The 15,991-nt window shown below is 59.5% G+C and carries 14 protein-coding genes; 6 read left to right on the plus strand and 8 right to left on the minus strand.

Annotation, left to right across the window (positions count from 1 at the left end):
- From PIB16_RS22865 to PIB16_RS22875, 3 genes are all read right to left on the minus strand, one after another.
- Positions 1-923 (minus strand): SAM-dependent methyltransferase (locus tag PIB16_RS22865; RefSeq protein WP_271046381.1); only part of this gene is annotated, 923 nt, incomplete at its 3' end.
- Positions 910-1,728, minus strand: a complete 819-nt coding sequence (locus PIB16_RS22870; protein ID WP_271046382.1) for a DUF1365 domain-containing protein — start codon at positions 1,726-1,728, stop codon at positions 910-912. The genes PIB16_RS22870 and PIB16_RS22865, both read right to left, overlap by 14 nt.
- Positions 1,725-3,095: an NAD(P)/FAD-dependent oxidoreductase gene (locus tag PIB16_RS22875; protein ID WP_271046383.1), complete on the minus strand. Its 1,371-nt coding sequence runs from the start codon at positions 3,093-3,095 to the stop codon at positions 1,725-1,727. Before PIB16_RS22875 ends, PIB16_RS22870 begins: the two co-directional genes overlap by 4 nt.
- 192 nt (positions 3,096-3,287) lie before the next feature.
- Between PIB16_RS22875 and PIB16_RS22880 the strand changes: the two genes are divergently transcribed.
- Together PIB16_RS22880 and PIB16_RS22885 are read left to right on the plus strand one after the other, a co-directional pair.
- A complete protein-coding gene (locus PIB16_RS22880) occupies positions 3,288-4,076 on the plus strand; it encodes a DUF1295 domain-containing protein (RefSeq protein WP_271046384.1) in 789 nt (262 codons plus the stop codon).
- Positions 4,073-5,098 (plus strand): SAM-dependent methyltransferase, encoded by a 1,026-nt coding sequence (locus PIB16_RS22885; RefSeq protein WP_271046385.1) that lies wholly within the window; start codon positions 4,073-4,075, stop codon positions 5,096-5,098. Before PIB16_RS22880 ends, PIB16_RS22885 begins: the two co-directional genes overlap by 4 nt.
- Positions 5,099-5,222: 124 nt before the next feature.
- Here the strand turns inward: PIB16_RS22885 and PIB16_RS22890 are convergent, their stop codons facing one another.
- Together PIB16_RS22890 and dsbD are read right to left on the minus strand one after the other, a co-directional pair.
- Positions 5,223-5,831 carry a DsbA family protein gene (locus PIB16_RS22890; RefSeq protein ID WP_078051615.1) on the minus strand — a complete coding sequence of 203 codons (609 nt, stop codon included), beginning with the start codon at positions 5,829-5,831 and terminating at the stop codon, positions 5,223-5,225.
- A 62-nt stretch (positions 5,832-5,893) separates the two neighbouring features.
- Positions 5,894-7,705, minus strand: a complete 1,812-nt coding sequence (gene dsbD, locus PIB16_RS22895) for a protein-disulfide reductase DsbD (protein WP_271046386.1) — start codon at positions 7,703-7,705, stop codon at positions 5,894-5,896.
- Between the two features lie 125 nt (positions 7,706-7,830).
- Between dsbD and PIB16_RS22900 the strand changes: the two genes are divergently transcribed.
- The 3 genes from PIB16_RS22900 (at position 7,831) to PIB16_RS22910 (ending at position 10,630) form a co-directional block, all read left to right on the plus strand.
- Complete coding sequence (locus PIB16_RS22900; RefSeq protein ID WP_065656201.1) at positions 7,831-8,490, plus strand: response regulator; 660 nt, start codon at positions 7,831-7,833, stop codon at positions 8,488-8,490.
- Positions 8,490-9,848 (plus strand): ATP-binding protein, encoded by a 1,359-nt coding sequence (locus PIB16_RS22905; RefSeq protein WP_271046387.1) that lies wholly within the window; start codon positions 8,490-8,492, stop codon positions 9,846-9,848. Before PIB16_RS22900 ends, PIB16_RS22905 begins: the two co-directional genes overlap by 1 nt.
- Before the next feature lie 80 nt (positions 9,849-9,928).
- Positions 9,929-10,630 (plus strand): L,D-transpeptidase, encoded by a 702-nt coding sequence (locus PIB16_RS22910; protein WP_236781156.1) that lies wholly within the window; start codon positions 9,929-9,931, stop codon positions 10,628-10,630.
- Positions 10,631-10,693: 63 nt separating this feature from the next.
- Here the strand turns inward: PIB16_RS22910 and PIB16_RS22915 are convergent, their stop codons facing one another.
- Positions 10,694-11,542, minus strand: coding sequence for a LysR family transcriptional regulator (locus tag PIB16_RS22915; protein ID WP_162856837.1), 849 nt, complete (start codon positions 11,540-11,542; stop codon positions 10,694-10,696).
- Between the two features lie 103 nt (positions 11,543-11,645).
- On the opposite strand from PIB16_RS22915, the gene PIB16_RS22920 reads away from it, so the two are divergent.
- Entirely contained in the window at positions 11,646-12,980 is a 1,335-nt protein-coding gene (locus PIB16_RS22920) for an aspartate aminotransferase family protein (protein WP_271046388.1), read from the plus strand.
- Here the strand turns inward: PIB16_RS22920 and PIB16_RS22925 are convergent.
- Positions 12,977-15,082: a sensor histidine kinase gene (locus PIB16_RS22925; protein ID WP_125145424.1), complete on the minus strand. Its 2,106-nt coding sequence runs from the start codon at positions 15,080-15,082 to the stop codon at positions 12,977-12,979. The genes PIB16_RS22920 and PIB16_RS22925 overlap by 4 nt on opposite strands.
- Positions 15,079-15,813, minus strand: coding sequence for a response regulator transcription factor (locus tag PIB16_RS22930; RefSeq protein WP_080856758.1), 735 nt, complete (start codon positions 15,811-15,813; stop codon positions 15,079-15,081). The genes PIB16_RS22925 and PIB16_RS22930 overlap by 4 nt, the downstream gene beginning before the upstream one ends.
- Positions 15,814-15,991: the final 178 nt, after the last annotated feature.

Below are 15,991 nucleotides of genomic sequence, written 5' to 3' on the forward strand. Positions count from 1 at the left end.
GTATCGAAGCGGCTTTCTTCAATCGAAATGATTTGCAGCACCGCACTGCCGCCCGGTTTCAGGCATCTTTTCAGCGTTTCGAAATAGCTCGGCCAATAGGCCTCGCCGACTGCTTCGAACATTTCGACGGAGACAATCCTGTCGAATTGGCCGTTCAGGTCGCGGTAATCCTGCAGCCTCAGATCGATGCGGTCTGTGCTGCCGGCTTTTTCCGCCGCATTTTTTGCCCATTTTAGCTGGGAGGGGGAGAGTGTGATGCCGGTGACGTTGGCTTTGGCCTGCGTGGCAAGGTGAATGGCGAGTGCGCCCCAGCCGCAGCCGATCTCCAATATGTTCTCGCCGCCGCTCAATTGCAGTTTATCGACGATACGTTCCAGTTTTTTAAGTTGTGCGGCTTCGAGCGTAGACGCCGTGTCATCGAAAATCGCCGAAGAATACAGCATGGAGGGATCAAGCCACTGCCGGTAAAACTCGTTGCCGAGATCATAATGCGCTTCGATATTGCGGCGGCTGCCGCGTCTGGTATTGGCATTCAACCCGTGCGCAGTGCGGTTGAGAAGGCGCATCGGCAGGCTGCCGCGCATTGACCTTGCGAACGCCTCGCGATTTTGGGCCGCAAAGCGGATCAGCGCCGTCAGATCTGGTGTGGTCCAGTCGCCTTCGATGAAACCCTCGGCAAAGCCGATGTCGCCGTTCAGCAGCATTCGCCGGATCGCGCGCCAGCTATGCAGGACAAGGATCGCCTCGCTGCCATTCGTTGCGCCGGATTTTTCAATGATGCGGCCGCCGGGAAGAATGACATTTAATCTTCCCCTGTCGATATTGCTCAACAGCCGGTTGATGAGCCACATGCCTGGGCTGATACGGTCGTTCAGGCGCGTATTCTTCGCCGATAATTCCGTGAGATTGTCAAACGGGGTCATGAATTTTGGCCTCGATTTGCGACGATGAAGGACGATGGAAGGAGACTGGACCGGCAGGCGGCAGCGGCCGTTTTCTGAACTGCACGCCTTTCAGCCAAATTTTCAGGGCCTCCCAATGAATGCCCAGAATGACCTTGAGCGTCAGGAGGGGAATGGCGAAGAAAGCTTTCAGAAGCGCACCGTCCGTCAATTCGACACGCCGGGCCAAATGCCGGGCGGTCAGGATCAGGCCGTCCTTGTCGAAAGTATCGATGACGATTTTCAGCCTGTCGCCGGGCGGGGCGACGCGGAAAACATAGTGGAGATCCATGTCCATGAATGGAGAGACATAAAAGGCCTTGTCGCATTGCTGGACGATCTCGGTCGATTTGCCGGCTTCCACCGGGATCAGGTATGAGTGTCTCTCGCCAAACGTGTTGTCCACCTCCCAGAGGATAGCTTTGAGCGACAAGTCGCGCCCGTAGCAGAAGAAGACACTGAGTGGGTTGAAGGCCCAGCCGAGCACGCGCGGCATGGTGAGCAGACGTATCGGCCCTCCGTCCACTGCCATGCCTGCCGCCGTCATGGCTGCCTCGATCTGCTGGCGCAGCCCGATGGCGCTGCGGTTGCCGCGGTCCCTGCTGTGAAACGAGAACAGGTTGAACCGGTCTACGGAGAAAAATCGCAATTTCCGGTCGAGCACGTTTAACTCATCGAGGTCGAGGAGCAGCGAATAAATCCGGTAGGCGAGCTTATGGGTTTTCGGCTTCAAGCGCGCATGCGTTACATGGCCGGGAAAAAGCGCCGAGGTGAGGGGAGGCGTCATGCCATCGCCTCCATGATTTCCGTGTCTGTCGCAATCGTCGCCAAATCCAGGCGGATGATCCGGCCGTTGTCGTCGGCAACCTTCCATGGACGGGATACGCCGCCAAGATCTTCGGCGACGGCAAGGCCGGCCTGAAGACCATCTTCATGAAAACCGGATCCGAAATAAGCGCCGCAGAACCAGGTGTTTCGCAGACCCTGCAGGGCCCATAGCTCCTGACGCGCCTGTTCGGTGCCAGCATCAAAAACCGGATGGTGATAGGTTTCCTCGGCGATGATTTTTCCTTGATCCGGTTCTCGCTCGGGGTTCAGCGTTACGAAAATGTCCGGGGTTTCACCCAGCGGCTGAAGTCTGTTCATCCAGTAGGTAATGCTCGGCAGGCTCGTTTTAATGCGCGTGTCGGCCACATAGTTCCAGCTTGACCAGGCAGCGCGGCGGCGCGGCATGAAACGGCTGTCGGTGTGAAGCACGGCGCGGTTTTGGGTGTAGGCAAAAGCGCCAAGAATGCGCCGTTCGGCGCGTGTTGCATCGGCGAGCATGTCGAGCGCCTGATCCGCATGGGTTGCTATCACCACGTCATCGAAGCGCACGGCTTTGCCGTCCGCAGTGGTGATTTCGACGCCGTCCGGCAGGCGGTGGATGCGCTTCACAGGCGTCGAGAGGAGAATTCGATCTGCAAACGGCGCCGTAATGCGTTTCACATATTCGCGCGAGCCACCGATGACTGTGCGCCAGACTGGCCGATTGCGCAGCAACAGCAGGCCGTGATTGCGGCAGAATTTGATGAAATGCGCCGCCGGATAGCGGCCGACCTCCATGGCCGGCGTGGACCAGATGGCCGCAGCCATGGGGTAAAGATGATCGTCGCGGAACGCTGAACCATACCGGTTGCGGGTGAGATATTCGTCGAGAGACAGATCGCCCATCAAATGCAGGTCGCGTGGGGCATTGCGGTAAAAGCGCAAAAGGTCAGCAAGCATCGCCCAGAAACGTGGCCTCAGGATGTTGGACTTCTGGGCCAGCAGGCCGGGGCCCGTTCCGCCGGAATATTCGAAACCGCCATTATCCAGAGAAACGGCGAAAGACATGTTCGACGCTGCGGTCGCCACGCCCAGTTGCTTAAAAAGCGCCGTGAGATTGGGGTAGGTCTGCTCGTTATAGACAATGAATCCGGTATCGACATGGACTTGTCCACGGTCTGTGCCGAACGTCACGGTATTGGTGTGGCCTCCGATGCGGTCAGCCGCTTCGAAAACAGTTACATCGTGTCGTTGCGACAAAAGCCAGGCCGCCGACAGACCGGAAATTCCCGTTCCGACCACGGCGATGCGGCGGCTTTGTTCTTTTTTCGCTTCGGTGTCGACCATTTTTCCTCGCTATCGCACTGCCAATCCAGTCCTGGGGACCGCGACATGTACGAGGAGGCCGCTCGATCAGTTTCACCGGCGCACCGATTTTTTGAAATTTTGTCCGGCGCCTGAAACTATTTTGCGGGTCCGCTCGTATTTGCCATCACGAAACCCGACCTCAAACCATTCAAAATGGCGAGCGAATTAGTGATGTTTTCTGTAGTCCTGGCGCTTGCCATTCTCATGTCGCTTCTGATGGCGGGTGCTTGGGCGTTGCAGAGAGCAACCGGTTCAAGCGGCTGGATCGACACGGTCTGGGCGGCAACTGTCGGGCTTGGCGGAATTTTCGCCGTTGTTTTCGCTGGTGGAGACGGCTGGCGGCGTGGTGCTACACTTTTCCTGGTCGTTGTCTGGTCCCTGCGGCTTGCCGGCCATATTGGCATGCGCACGCGAGGAGCCGGGGAAGATCCCCGCTATGCAAAGCTTATCGAGCAATGGGGAAGCGCTGCCGCCTTGCGGCTATTCCTCTTCCTGCAGATACAGGCAATCGCCGCTTTCGTGCTCGTTCTTGCGGTCTATCTTGCGGCAAGCAACACCCATGTGTTTCCGCGTATGGTTGACGTTATCGCCATGGTGGTTGCCCTTGGCGCGCTGGCAGGTGAAGCGCTCTCCGACGCCCAGCTCTCGCAATTCAGAAAGACCGCAGCGGCAAAAAACAGTGTCTGCGAAACCGGCCTGTGGCGTTATTCCCGTCACCCCAACTATTTTTTCGAATGGCTTTTCTGGTGCGGTTTTCCGCTGCTGGCCATTCAGGGGCAGCCCTTGTCATGGGTATCGCTCGCCGCACCGGCGATGATGTACTGGCTGCTTGTCCATGTCTCCGGCATTCCGCCGCTTGAAGACCATATGCTCCAATCGCGCGGGGAAAAATTCCGCGCCCTTCAACAACGCGTCAACGCCTTTTTTCCGGGGCCGCGCAAGAACGAGGACAGGCCATGAACATGCTCGCACTCGCCATCAACGCCGCCGAGCGCGCGCCGCTCAGCGACAGCGTGACGCTCGCCGGAATAGATATGCTCTGCGCACGGACGAAGCGGCGGCTTGCCGCCATTTCAACGGATGCGGAAGAGGTTTTCGCGGCGGATATGGTGAAGTTTCCCGTCGCCAGCCATACTGACGATGCGAACAAACAGCATTACGAAGTACCAGCGGCATTTTTCGCGCTCGTTCTGGGAGAGCAGCGCAAATATTCCTGCTGTTATTATGACGATGCGACGACGACGCTGGATGAAGCTGAAAATGTTGCTTTGGCCCAGACCTCGGCCCATGCCGGCCTTGAGGACGGCATGGATATTCTGGAACTCGGGTGCGGATGGGGTTCGTTATCCCTCTATATGGCCGGCCGTTTCCCCAATGCGCGCATCATCTCAGTCTCGAATTCCGTGTCCCAGCGCGAATATATAATCGGTCGTGCCCGAGAACGGGGGCTTTCAAACCTTTCTGTCGTGACGGCCGATATGAATGATTTTACGACGGGAGATCGATTCGACCGTGTCGTATCGGTGGAAATGTTCGAGCATATGTCGAATTGGCGCGTGTTGTTCGAGCGTGTTCACTCGTGGCTGAAGCCGGACGGCAGGTTTTTCCTGCATGTGTTTAACCACCGCGACCGATCCTATCGTTTTGACCACAACAATCCTGCCGACTGGATCGCCCGGCACTTCTTCACCGGCGGCATCATGCCGGCCTTCGACCTTCCCCATCGCTTCAGTCAGCTTTTCACCGTCGAGCAGGAGTGGCGCTGGTCAGGGTCGCACTATCGTCGGACAGCGCTCGATTGGCTCGAAAATTTCGACAAAAAAATTGACCGTATCCGACCCATTCTGCAGCAAACCTATGGCGCCGACGCCCGGCTGTGGGAAAGGCGATGGCGATTGTTCTTCCTGGCGACCGCGGGGCTCTTTGGGCATGAGGGCGGTGACGTGTGGGGTGTGGGGCACTACTTTTTTAAGAGGGTTTAGTGTTAGCGCCACACAATCTCGACAGAAGGCAGCGATCGGGAAATTTCGTGTGATAATGATAGGGCATCGAGGGGGTCCTTATGAGATGACAGGGAGGGGCGTTGTTCCGAGGGAAATTTGCGAACTATGACCGGGCCTGTTTAATCGCGGCCTTGAGGCCTTTTTCATCCAGAACACCGGGATAGATCGTCTTGCCGATGACGAAGGATGGCGTGCCGACAAAGTTGAAGGCGAGCGCCTGGCGATAGTTTCGATCGAGCAGCGCGGAGATTTTCCTGTTGTTGCTGTTCACCGCCGCGGCGATGTCTTTCATCGCCAATCCTGCGCCGGTCAGGGCCTTTTCGACATCGTTTTCGGAAATACGCGCCTTTGTTTTCATCAGCGCTTCCATGGCGATTTCATATTGACCGATCTGGGCGGCCCCCAGCACCGCTTGCGCCGCGAAGACAGATGCGCCGCCGAAGATCGGCCAGTCCTTCAAAACAAGCCTGACGTCGCCGTCATTGGCGACAACCTTTTTCACCATGGCATGTGAAGTCTTGCAGTAGGGGCATTGATAATCGAAATATTCGACAATCGTGACCTTGCCTTTGGGATTTCCAAGCACGGGTGCGTCCCTGTCGAAGAACACCTCGTCCGTGCTGACCTGCTGTGCGAAGCCGTCTCCTGCAGACACCAGCGCTCCGCTAAAAGCCGCCAGTCCGCCGGCCATGAAATCGCGTCGTGAAAACATCAGAATTCTCCTTGTTGGATTATTGGATACCGGTAATGCGGCAGGATTGATCGCGACCTCGTTCACGGAGGCGATCCCTGCGCCCTGCGAGCGGATGCTGCCAGATCTGCGGCCGAGAATTTGCCGACCAGCCGCGTTGCTTCCGGCTCCTTTCGGTTGCTATCGAGAAAAACCATCGTGGGCGGGCCGACTACCTTCAATGTCGAAAGCAACGCCTGTTTATTCGCGTCCAGTTTTGTCAGGTCCAGGCTGACGAGGTTTACTCCCTTCAACGCTTCAACCACATCGGGTGCGGTTAAAAGTGAGCGCTCGATCGTGCGGCAGGTCACGCACCAGTCGGCTGTGACATAGAGGAGTGTCGGTTCCTGTGGCGGCGAGCTGTCGAGCCGGGCTTCCAGGCTTGCGATGGAGGAAATCTTCTCGAAGTCGCTTTTCTTTATCGATGCGAGAGATCCGGAACCAGTGGCGGAACTCAGCGGCTTCAGGGGAGAGAGCGGATCCGTTGCACCGATGCCGAGACCGACAAAGATCAAGATTGCCCAGATGACGGATGCGAGACCCGTCGTGCGGGAAAGCACGCTCACACCGGACTTCGGATCGCCGGTCCCTGCACCGAAGGCAAAAACGCCGAAGGAAAGGGCAAGTATTGCCCATCCGAGCAATGTCAGCCGTTCGGGAATGAGCGGCGTTGCCAGCCAAAGCGCGGTGGCCAGAAACATGAAGCCGAAAATCTGGCGCACTTTTTCCATCCACAACCCTGCTTTCGGCAGCGCCTTGCCGCTTGCGGTCGCCATGATGACGAGTGGAATCCCCTTGCCCAGTCCAAGGGCGAATGGTGCGGCGGCACCGATGACGACATCGCCGGTGCGGGCAATGTAGAGAAGTGCACCTGCCAGGGGAGCCGTGACGCAAGGTCCGATAAGCAATGCCGAGGAGAAGCCGAGCAGCATCGCGCCGGGAATCGTGCTCGCGCCCTGCGGCGATTTCGCAAACCGGGCAGAGATCACGGCCGGAAGCTGAATGTGGAAAAGGCCGAAATTTGCGAGCGCGAGGACGGCGAACAGGATGGATATCGCAGCTACGGCATAGGTCGATTGCAATGCGATCTGCAGGTTTTGCCCTGACCATGCGGCGGCCATTCCCATCAGCCCGAAGGCGAATGCAAGCGCAAGCGCATAAGATACGGACAACAGGAAGCCGCGCCGCGCGGTCAATTTTTCCCCTTCCCGGGCGAGCATGGCCGCAACGATAGGATACATCGGGAAAACGCACGGCGTGAAGGCGAGCAGCAATCCGAAACCGAGAAATCCGACAAGAAGCAGGATCAATCCGCCATCCGCCAGCAGCAGATCGACCGCCGTCTGCGCGCTATCCTCCGCCAGTGAAAATCCTTCCTTTGTGGCGTCCATGGAGACGCCGGCCGAAGCCTGTGCGGCTTTGGCGAAGCTGTTTTGGGAAAACACACCTTCAGCGCCCACGGTCAGGCTTGTCAGGTCGACCGTTTTGGTAGTCGGCGGATAGCAGAGCCCCCTGTCCTGGCAACCCTGATAGGTAAGGCGGAATTTCGCCGGCGCTTCGGCGATCGATGCCGTTGCGGTCTTGTAGTAAATCTCGGTAAAGCCGAAACTGGGGTCCTCTTTCATCTCTCCGGGGAGGGACTGGATTTCCAGTTTGCGGCCGTCCTCGCCTTCTGCGCTCAGATAGTCACGGTAGAGATAATAGCCGTCATTGATCGCCCAGCGAATGATGGCGCGGCCGTCGTTTCCTCGCTCGACCGTTGCCTTGAACGCCTGGTCCATGGCAAGTGGTGTTTCCATCGCGGCCGCCGGGGAGACGACCCTGAAAAGCGCCAGGATCACAAATGTGAACGCCAATATGCGCATCCGGCATATCCTTTCATGTATTCTTCCATGCCGGGACTGATCTCGCCGGGAGCTTAAGGCAGGCTTAAGCTGGTGCGCGCATGGCAAGATTGGATGGACCGCTTGCGGAGGCGTGATTGCGAATTCTCATTGTCGAAGATGATCCGATCCTGCTCGACGGGTTACGGGAAGGTTTGAAGCTGAGCGGCTTCGTCGCGGACGGCGTGACAACGGCCGCCGATGCGTCGGAGGCGCTGGCGACGGATAATTTCGATGCGGTCGTTCTTGATCGAATGCTGCCGGACGGTTCCGGGCTGGATGTCCTGAACGGCTTGCGTCGCAGTGGAAACCGGATTCCCGTCCTGCTCCTGACGGCCAAGGACGAGGTTGGAGACCGCATCGATGGTTTGGATGCGGGCGCCGACGATTATCTTGGCAAACCTTTCGATCTGGATGAGGTTGCCGCCCGTCTGCGGGCGATCATGCGCCGTGCGGCCGGGCGGGCGAGTGCGCAGATCAGCCTGCGAGGGCTGACGCTGGATCCCGCTTCGATGCAGGTTCTTCGGGATGGGTCGACCGTAATCCTGTCGCGCCGCGAGTTCTCGATCCTTCATGCGCTGATGGAAAGTCCCCAGGCAATTCACTCCAAACAGGCACTGGAAGAGCGTCTCTACGGCTGGCAGGAGGATGTGGAGAGCAATACGATCGAGGTGCATGTGCATAAGCTGCGCGCCAAACTTGGAAGTGCCGCCATCGAAACGGTGCGCGGGGTTGGCTACAGATTGGGGATGCCCTGATGCGTTCGATCCGGTTGCGGCTTTTTGCGATCCTGCTGGCGACGACGGGAGCCCTCTGGCTGCTTGCCGTCATGTGGACCTATTTCAGCGTGCAGCATCAGGTCGAGCGGGTGCTGGACGCGCGACTGATGGAAGCCGCCCGCATGGTCAGCTCGCTCCTTACCGATCACCATATCGATGTGGCTGCCGCCGTGGACGACACGAAAGCCACCGACGCCGCTTCGCCGTTCGATCTCCAGGAGGACTACCGACGGCAGCTCTCCTGCCAGATATGGTCGCTTCAGGGGCACCTCGTCAGCCGGTCGGAAAGCGCGCCGCGAGAATCGCTCACAGACAATCGCGACGGGTTTAGCGAAACCATCGTCGATGGTGTCCGATGGCGTGTCTTTGCGGTTGTGAATCCGAACCTCAATGCCCGTGTTCTTGTGGGCGACAGTCTGGAGATACGCGACAGGCTGGTTGCCGATGTGGTCAAGGGGCAGCTCGTTCCGGCCGTTGCCATTTTGCCGATCCTTGCGGTGCTGATCTGGCTGAGTGTTGGACAGGGGCTGGGACCGCTCAACAGGATCGCCATGTCACTGGGGTTGAGGTCTGCGGATGAACTGCACGCCATCGAAAACAGGGACACGCCCAGTGAAATCAAGCCATTGCTCAGATCGCTGAACTCCCTCTTCCTGCGGGTGGAGGCAGCCCGTGAGCGTGAGAAGACGTTTATCGCCTATGCCGCCCACGAGTTGAAGACCCCGCTTGCCGGATTGAAGACCCAGGCTCAGGTGGCGCTGCGGAGTAAGGAGGATGATGTTCGAGACAAGGCGCTGGCGCATATTTCGACGAGCGTTGACCGGACCGGGCGTCTTGTCCGCCAGCTTATCGACCTGGCGCTTGTCGATTCGGCGGATCGCGGCGACGGGATCGAGACGGTGCGGCTCGCAGAGATAATGGAGGACATTCGGTCCGATCTTGAAGCCCGGAGCAGCAGGCGTGGCATCTCCGTGAAGCTTCGCATGCAACCGGATGAAATGGTGACCTTGAGAAACGTCAATCTCCTGCGTCTGGCCCTGCGCAACGTGATCGAGAATGCGATTCAGTATTCGCCGGAAGGCTCAAGCGTTGAGATTTGTGCGCTGAAGAACGGTCCCAAGGTCGAAATCGACGTGACGGATCAAGGGCAGGGCATAAACCCGGAAGATCAGGCGACTGTCAGGGAGCGGTTCAAGCGAGGACATTCGGCCCATGGCGAAGGCAGCGGCCTTGGCCTGGCGATTGTCGACATGGCGATGCGAAAGCTCGGCGGGGAACTTGATTTTCGTCAGGCTGATTCCGGTTTCGTCGTGACGCTTATTCTGCCGCAGGAGTGACCGGACTACGGTTTAAGGCAGCCTTAAGGTTGGAGCTTCAGCCACGTTTTATAGGCTCCAACCAATTCCAGCAGGCTCCCATGATTCGTCTAATTGTTTCTCCTCGCAGGCCGATGGCCGTCGCGTTGACAATCTTCCTCACCGCTTGCGCAAGCAATGCCGACCGTATTCCCGGCGCTGCGCCGCGCCCTTCCAATGAGCGTGTCGAAGATCGGGAGGCAGCCCCGATCGGAACCGACCCGGTGCTTATGTATGGCGAAAAGACGGATGCCGGTTTTCATATTGCCGGCGTTAATACCGGAAAAATGAATCCCGAGTTCGTGCGACAGGTCGTAAGCTATGCCACGGACGAAAAGCCCGGTACGATCATCGTCGATCAACGAGCGCGTTTCCTTTATCTGATTCAACCCGGCGGTAAGGCGATCCGATATGCCGTGGGTGTCGGCCCTGTTGCGCGCGCCTTCGATGGTGGCGACGCGATTATTGCGCGAAAAGCTGCCTGGCCTCGCTGGATCCCAACACCTGAAATGGTCGCAAGGAACCCCGCGCATTACGGCCCGAACAAGGATGGAGTCGATGGCGGCCCGTCGAACCCGATGGGTGCCCGAGCGCTGTATATGCATAAGGATGGCAGGGATACATATTATCGTGTTCACGGCACGAATGATCCAGGCTCAATCGGCAAGGCTGTATCGGCCGGCTGCATTCGTCTTCTGAATCAGGATATCATCGACCTCTACAACCGGGTAAAGCCCGGTGCCCGGATCGTTGTACAAGGATAGCATGCAGCCGCTTGATAGCCTGGCGAAGTTCCAGGCGATTCCGAAGCCCGGATTAACCTGACGCTACAGGCTAAGACCGGGAAGAACGGTGCGGATGTGATCGCCCAGCGCCCTGGCTGCCGACGATGTCTGCGTATCGGCAAACTCGATGGCAATGCCGATCGTCGGCAGGGGTGGTAGCCCGCTTTTGACGATATGAAGGTCGGCTGGAACGGCTGTCCTTGTCAGCACGCTGATGGCGTGACCGGAGCGCGCGATTGCGATGAGGCCGGAAAGGCTGTTGCTGGCGAAGGCGACGCGGTAGCGGCGATTGGCGGCTTCCATGGCGTCGCACGCCGCGCGGTGATCCAGCGTCACGGGCGCGGAGAGCGCCAGCGGCAGCACATCCTTGGCGAGGAGATCCGGCTCCGGCCTGTCCGCCACCCAGACGAAGCTTTCCCTGCGGAGCACGTCGCGGTGATCCGGATCGGATTGCGAAACCAGCGCCATGTCGATCTGGCGGCGTTGTAGGAGGGGGCGCAGTTCCGTCGTGGGTGCGCAGACCATGCGCAGATCGACTTTCGGGTAGGTGCCGAAGAAGCCTCTCAGCAGTTCCGGCAGGAAGGCGATGGAATAATCTTCAGGGCAGCCAAGGCTCACGGTTCCTTGCAGCGTCGCCTCGCCCATATCGGCAAGGATTTCATCATGCCGGGCAAGCAGGGCGCTGGCATGGGCAAGCAGTCTCTCGCCCGCCGCAGTTACGCGCACTCCAGAACCCGTTCGCTGCAGCAGGGTATGGCCGACCAGCTCTTCCAGCCGCTGCATCTGGGTGCTGAGCGCGGATTGGGTGCGTCCGATCTGCGCTGCGGCGACGCTGATGGAGCCGGCGCGAGCGACAATGATAAAATTCTTCAGCAGCGTAAGGTCGAGCATGGCGATATCAAAATTATCGATATCGGAGTAAAATACTATCAATTGGACTGAGGTGGCAATGGGTTGTTATGTTTCCGCAAGATAAACTCTTGGGTAATGTGCCATGGACAAGCTTGCGAAGAACTTCGCCTCGCTCAATGACGAACCGGCTTTCTGGGAGGCCGCCAATAAACATCTGACCCGCTACGGACCGGCCTTCGAGGAGATCATCGTCGAACGGGCTGAGGGAAGTTTCGTCTATGATGCGGATGGGCGCGCCATTCTCGATTTCACCTCCGGCCAGATGAGCGCTTTGCTCGGGCATACCCATCCGGATATCGTTGCCACCGTCAACCGGCAGATGGCATCGGTCGCCCATCTCTTTTCCGGCATGTTGTCCCGCCCGGTCGTCGACCTGGCGGCGCGGCTGGCGGCGCTCGCGCCGGGTCTTGATCGCGTGCAATTGCTAACCACCGGGGCTGAATCCAACGAGGCGGCGATCCGCATGGCGAAGCTTGTGACCGGCGGGCATGAGATCGTCGCTTTCGCGCAGAGCTGGCACGGCATGACCGGCGCTGCGGCCTCCGCCACCTATAGCGCCGGCCGCAGGGGTTATGGCCCGGCCACGGCCGGTTCACTCGTTATTCCCGCGCCGAATGCCTATCGTCCGCGTTTCAAGAATCCCGATGGATCGAATGACTGGCAGGCGGAACTCGACGATGCTTTCGAACTGATAGATCGCCAGTCGACCGGCAATCTTGCCGCCTTCATTGCCGAGCCGATCCTGTCGAGCGGCGGTATCCTCGAACTGCCGGTCGGTTATCTCGCTGCGCTAAAGAAAAAGTGCGAGGAGCGCGGCATGCTGCTCATCCTCGATGAAGCCCAGACCGGTGTTGGCCGGACCGGGCATATGTTCGCCTTCCAGCGCGATGGGGTGACGCCCGATATCATGACGCTGTCGAAGACGCTCGGCGCCGGCCTGCCGCTTGCGGCGGTGATGACGAGCGCGGAGGTCGAACAGAAGGCCTTCGAGAGGGGTTTCCTGTTCTATACGACCCATGTTTCCGATCCGCTGCCGGCGGCTGTCGGCGTGACGGTTCTCGATGTGGTGGCGCGTGATGGGCTGGTGGAACAGGCAATTGCCCGCGGAAACCGTTTGAAGGAGGGGCTGCTCTCGCTGCAGCAGCGGTTCGAATGCGTTGGAGATGTGCGCGGGCGCGGGCTTTTGCTCGGACTTGAAGTCGTCGCCGACCGGCATACGAAAGCCCCCGGTTTCGAACTCGGTGCGCGCATCATGCAGGAGGCGATGTTGTGTGGCCTCAGCATGAATATCGTCAAGCTGCCCGGCATGGGCGGCGTCTTCCGCATTGCGCCGGCGCTGACGGTATCGGATTCGGAAATCGACCTTGGGCTGGAGATACTGGCGGATTCGATCGAATCCGCACAGCTTGCCCGCTAGGTGTGACCGGCATTTGCCGAGAATGTCAGTTCAACCCTTGCGCCTTCGCCGGGTCTGGAACTGATATGCGCTTCGCCGCCGCTCTGGCGAACGAACCCGTAGACCATGGCGAGGCCGAGACCTGCACCGCCATGGTCGCCCCGCGTGGTGAAATAGGGCTCGAAGGCCTTGTCCACGGCCTCCGGCGTCATGCCGATGCCCTCGTCGGTGACGGCGATCACCAGCGTATCTTTGCCCGAAGCGGCCTCGATCGAAATCAGGCCGCCATCGGGCATGGCGGCTGCGGCGTTCAGGCATAGATTGAGGATGGATTGTTCGAAAAGGGCCGGGTCCAGCGGTATCGAGGGAAGATCGTCGTCGATATAGAGCGCGATCCGGCATTTGGGGCCGACGGCGATTTCGAGAATATCGGCCATGCCGCGCAGCAGGCTTGCGACATTGATGACGCTTGGATGAATCGGCTGCTGGCTGCCGATGGTAAGCATGCTGCTGGCCAGAGACCGGCCGCGGTCTGCCGCCTTGCGGATGCGGGCGATGTGCCGCTTCTGGCGATCGTTGAAACCGGCTTCCCGCTCCAGAAGTCCTAGACTGCCGGTGATGATGCCGATCATGTTGCCTACCTCGTGGCTGACCTGATGGGTCATGCGCATGATGCCATCAAGTCTCTGGGCTTTGACGGCTTCCGCTTCCTGGCGATCGAGAGCGGTCACATCGCGGGCGAGCAGCACGATGCCGCCATCCGGCTGGCGTGACATCGATACTTCGATCACCCGCTGATCGTCGGTGCGATGGCGCAGGACTGCGCGGTCGAGCAATTCTCCGGGCTCTGCATCGAAGGGCAGCAGAGCCGGGTCGATTTCCGGGATCGGTTCGACAAACCGGCGAAGCGGCAGTTTTCGCGATGAGCCGGAGCGTCCGACGAGTTCGATGATGCGACGATTCATGGTGATGGGCCGGCCGGCCGGATCGAAGAGCGCAATTCCCTCGTTCATGGTGCGGAAGGTCGAGCGGATGGTGCGGGCCGCCGCTTCCGCCGTGCGCCTGAGGCGCGAGACGCGGTCGACGCTGTCATGGAAGGCGCGAAACGCATCGAGCAGCCGGATCAACTCCGTCTCGGGGCCGGTATAGGAGGGCGGGCCGACATCCTTATCCCCCTTGGCAAGGGCGTTCATACCGTTGGAGAGCGTCACGATCCCGCGCGAGACACGCATTACCGAGCGGATCGAGAAGATCGCCACGATGAGAACCAGAAGCGAGGCGACGGCAACAATGATCAGCAGCCGATTGAGGGCATCGGAAGTCGAAATCAGGTCTTCGTTCAGGCTGCGCGCAACCGTATCGCCCTGGGTTTCGGTCACATGGGAAAGATCCCGCGAGACGGTGTGAAGGCGGGAGACCGAGGCGCGGATGGCGAACATTTCCAGAAGGTAACGGCTCTGGGCTTCGAAGACCCGCTCGTAGGGCTGCAGCTCGGCCACGGGCAGGCGCTCGCCGGGATAGCCCTGCTGGCGCGCCGTCGTTTCCGCCACGTAACGGCGGCGCAGTTCGCCAAGCTGGAAGAGGCTGTCGGATGCGGATGCGGCCTGTACGATGCCGTTCATTCGCCGGCGCAGTTCCGGATCGAGGATGCCCTGACCGGTGGCGATTTCGCCGAGCGCCGCTGCCGCTTCCGCCTTGTGGCCCTGTGCCGCATCGGCATCCTTCGCAAGATCGAGCGTCTGTTCCCGGATGATCTGGAGGAGTTCGACGATGCGTTCGCTGGCAAAGCCACGGGTGATCCGTTCGCCGCTGTCCGGTCCTGTCATTTCGAGCAAAATATCGACCTGCTGGACCACCGAGCGGCTTTCGCTGGAAACGCGATAGGGCGAGGCGGCGTTCATCAGGAACGGTGCGCTGGAGACGAGATCGGAGACCTGCCGCGAGACCAGCGACGCCTTGGCGAGGCTTGAAAAGGCCTGCAACCCATAGGCCGCCATTTCATCGCGGGCGCGCTGCAGGCCATAAATGGCGATGGCGGAAAGGCTGAAGACGAGGAGGCAGGTAAAGACAATCGCAAAGGGCAGGCGAAAGGCGATGGAGGAAAGGAAGGAGCGGCTGATCACGGGGAAAGCTCGCCCTCATCGGTGTGGAGCACGTAACCCTTGCCGCGCCGCGTCTTGATATGGCGCGGCAGGTCGGGATTGATCTCGATCTTGCGCCTGAGCCGCAGCACCAGCACGTCGACATTTCTGTCGATGTAACGGTCGCTCTCCGAACCCAGCCTGTCGAGAATCTGGGAGCGGCTGACGGGCTGGTTGGGTGTTTCCGCCAGTATTTCCAGAAGCGCGAATTCGGCGGTGGTCAGTGTACGGCTACGGTCCGCGAGGCAGACGGCGCGGCGTGCATCGAGATCGATTGCCCAGTCGCCGAGGCGAAGCGCCCCGCGCCCATGATCGCTGTCCTTCTCCTGTTTCAGCGAAGGGATCGTTCGGCGCAGTACGGCTTTGATCCGGGCCGTGAGTTCGATGGGTTCGAAGGGTTTGACCACATAATCGTCGGCTGCGGTCTCAAGCCCGAGAACCCGGTCGGCGGCGCTGCCGGCGGCAGTGACCATGACGATGCCGATGTCGATCTGGCTGCGCAGCCGCTGGGCGAAGGTGCGTCCGGATGTGCCCGGCAGATTGTGATCGACCAGCACAAGCTGCATCCTGTCCCTTGCCAATATCTCGTCCGCCTCCTCGGCGGAGCGAGCGCAGGTGGGCAGCCAGCCCTCCGCCTCGATGAGGTCCGAGATGAGCTCGGCCATATCCGGATCGTCCTCGACGATCAGAATGCGAACCTTCTGATTAAGCACTGCACTTTCCTCCCGCCATCATCATAGGCATTGCGGCGGCGATCTTCAAAGGCTCGCTGGTTATCGCCCCTGTCATAATTGTAATATCTGTAATCTTGTTCGGCGGTGCGGTGAAAGATTGGTAACCATTCTTCGATTGCGGTGCGGACAGGATGTGACATGCTGTAGGTGGAGACTG

It is taken from the genome of Agrobacterium sp. ST15.13.015, assembly GCF_027871645.1.
Lineage (GTDB): Bacteria > Pseudomonadota > Alphaproteobacteria > Rhizobiales > Rhizobiaceae > Agrobacterium > Agrobacterium leguminum.

Coding starts and splice junctions, on each gene's coding strand:
- PIB16_RS22870 (WP_271046382.1), bottom strand. CDS start 1,728: ATGACGCCTCCCCTCACCTCGGCGCTTTTTCCCGGCCATGTAACGCAT.
- PIB16_RS22875 (WP_271046383.1), bottom strand. CDS start 3,095: ATGGTCGACACCGAAGCGAAAAAAGAACAAAGCCGCCGCATCGCCGTG.
- PIB16_RS22880 (WP_271046384.1), top strand. CDS start 3,288: ATGTTTTCTGTAGTCCTGGCGCTTGCCATTCTCATGTCGCTTCTGATG.
- PIB16_RS22885 (WP_271046385.1), top strand. CDS start 4,073: ATGAACATGCTCGCACTCGCCATCAACGCCGCCGAGCGCGCGCCGCTC.
- PIB16_RS22890 (WP_078051615.1), bottom strand. CDS start 5,831: ATGTTTTCACGACGCGATTTCATGGCCGGCGGACTGGCGGCTTTTAGC.
- PIB16_RS22905 (WP_271046387.1), top strand. CDS start 8,490: ATGCGTTCGATCCGGTTGCGGCTTTTTGCGATCCTGCTGGCGACGACG.
- PIB16_RS22910 (WP_236781156.1), top strand. CDS start 9,929: ATGATTCGTCTAATTGTTTCTCCTCGCAGGCCGATGGCCGTCGCGTTG.
- PIB16_RS22915 (WP_162856837.1), bottom strand. CDS start 11,542: ATGCTCGACCTTACGCTGCTGAAGAATTTTATCATTGTCGCTCGCGCC.
- PIB16_RS22920 (WP_271046388.1), top strand. CDS start 11,646: ATGGACAAGCTTGCGAAGAACTTCGCCTCGCTCAATGACGAACCGGCT.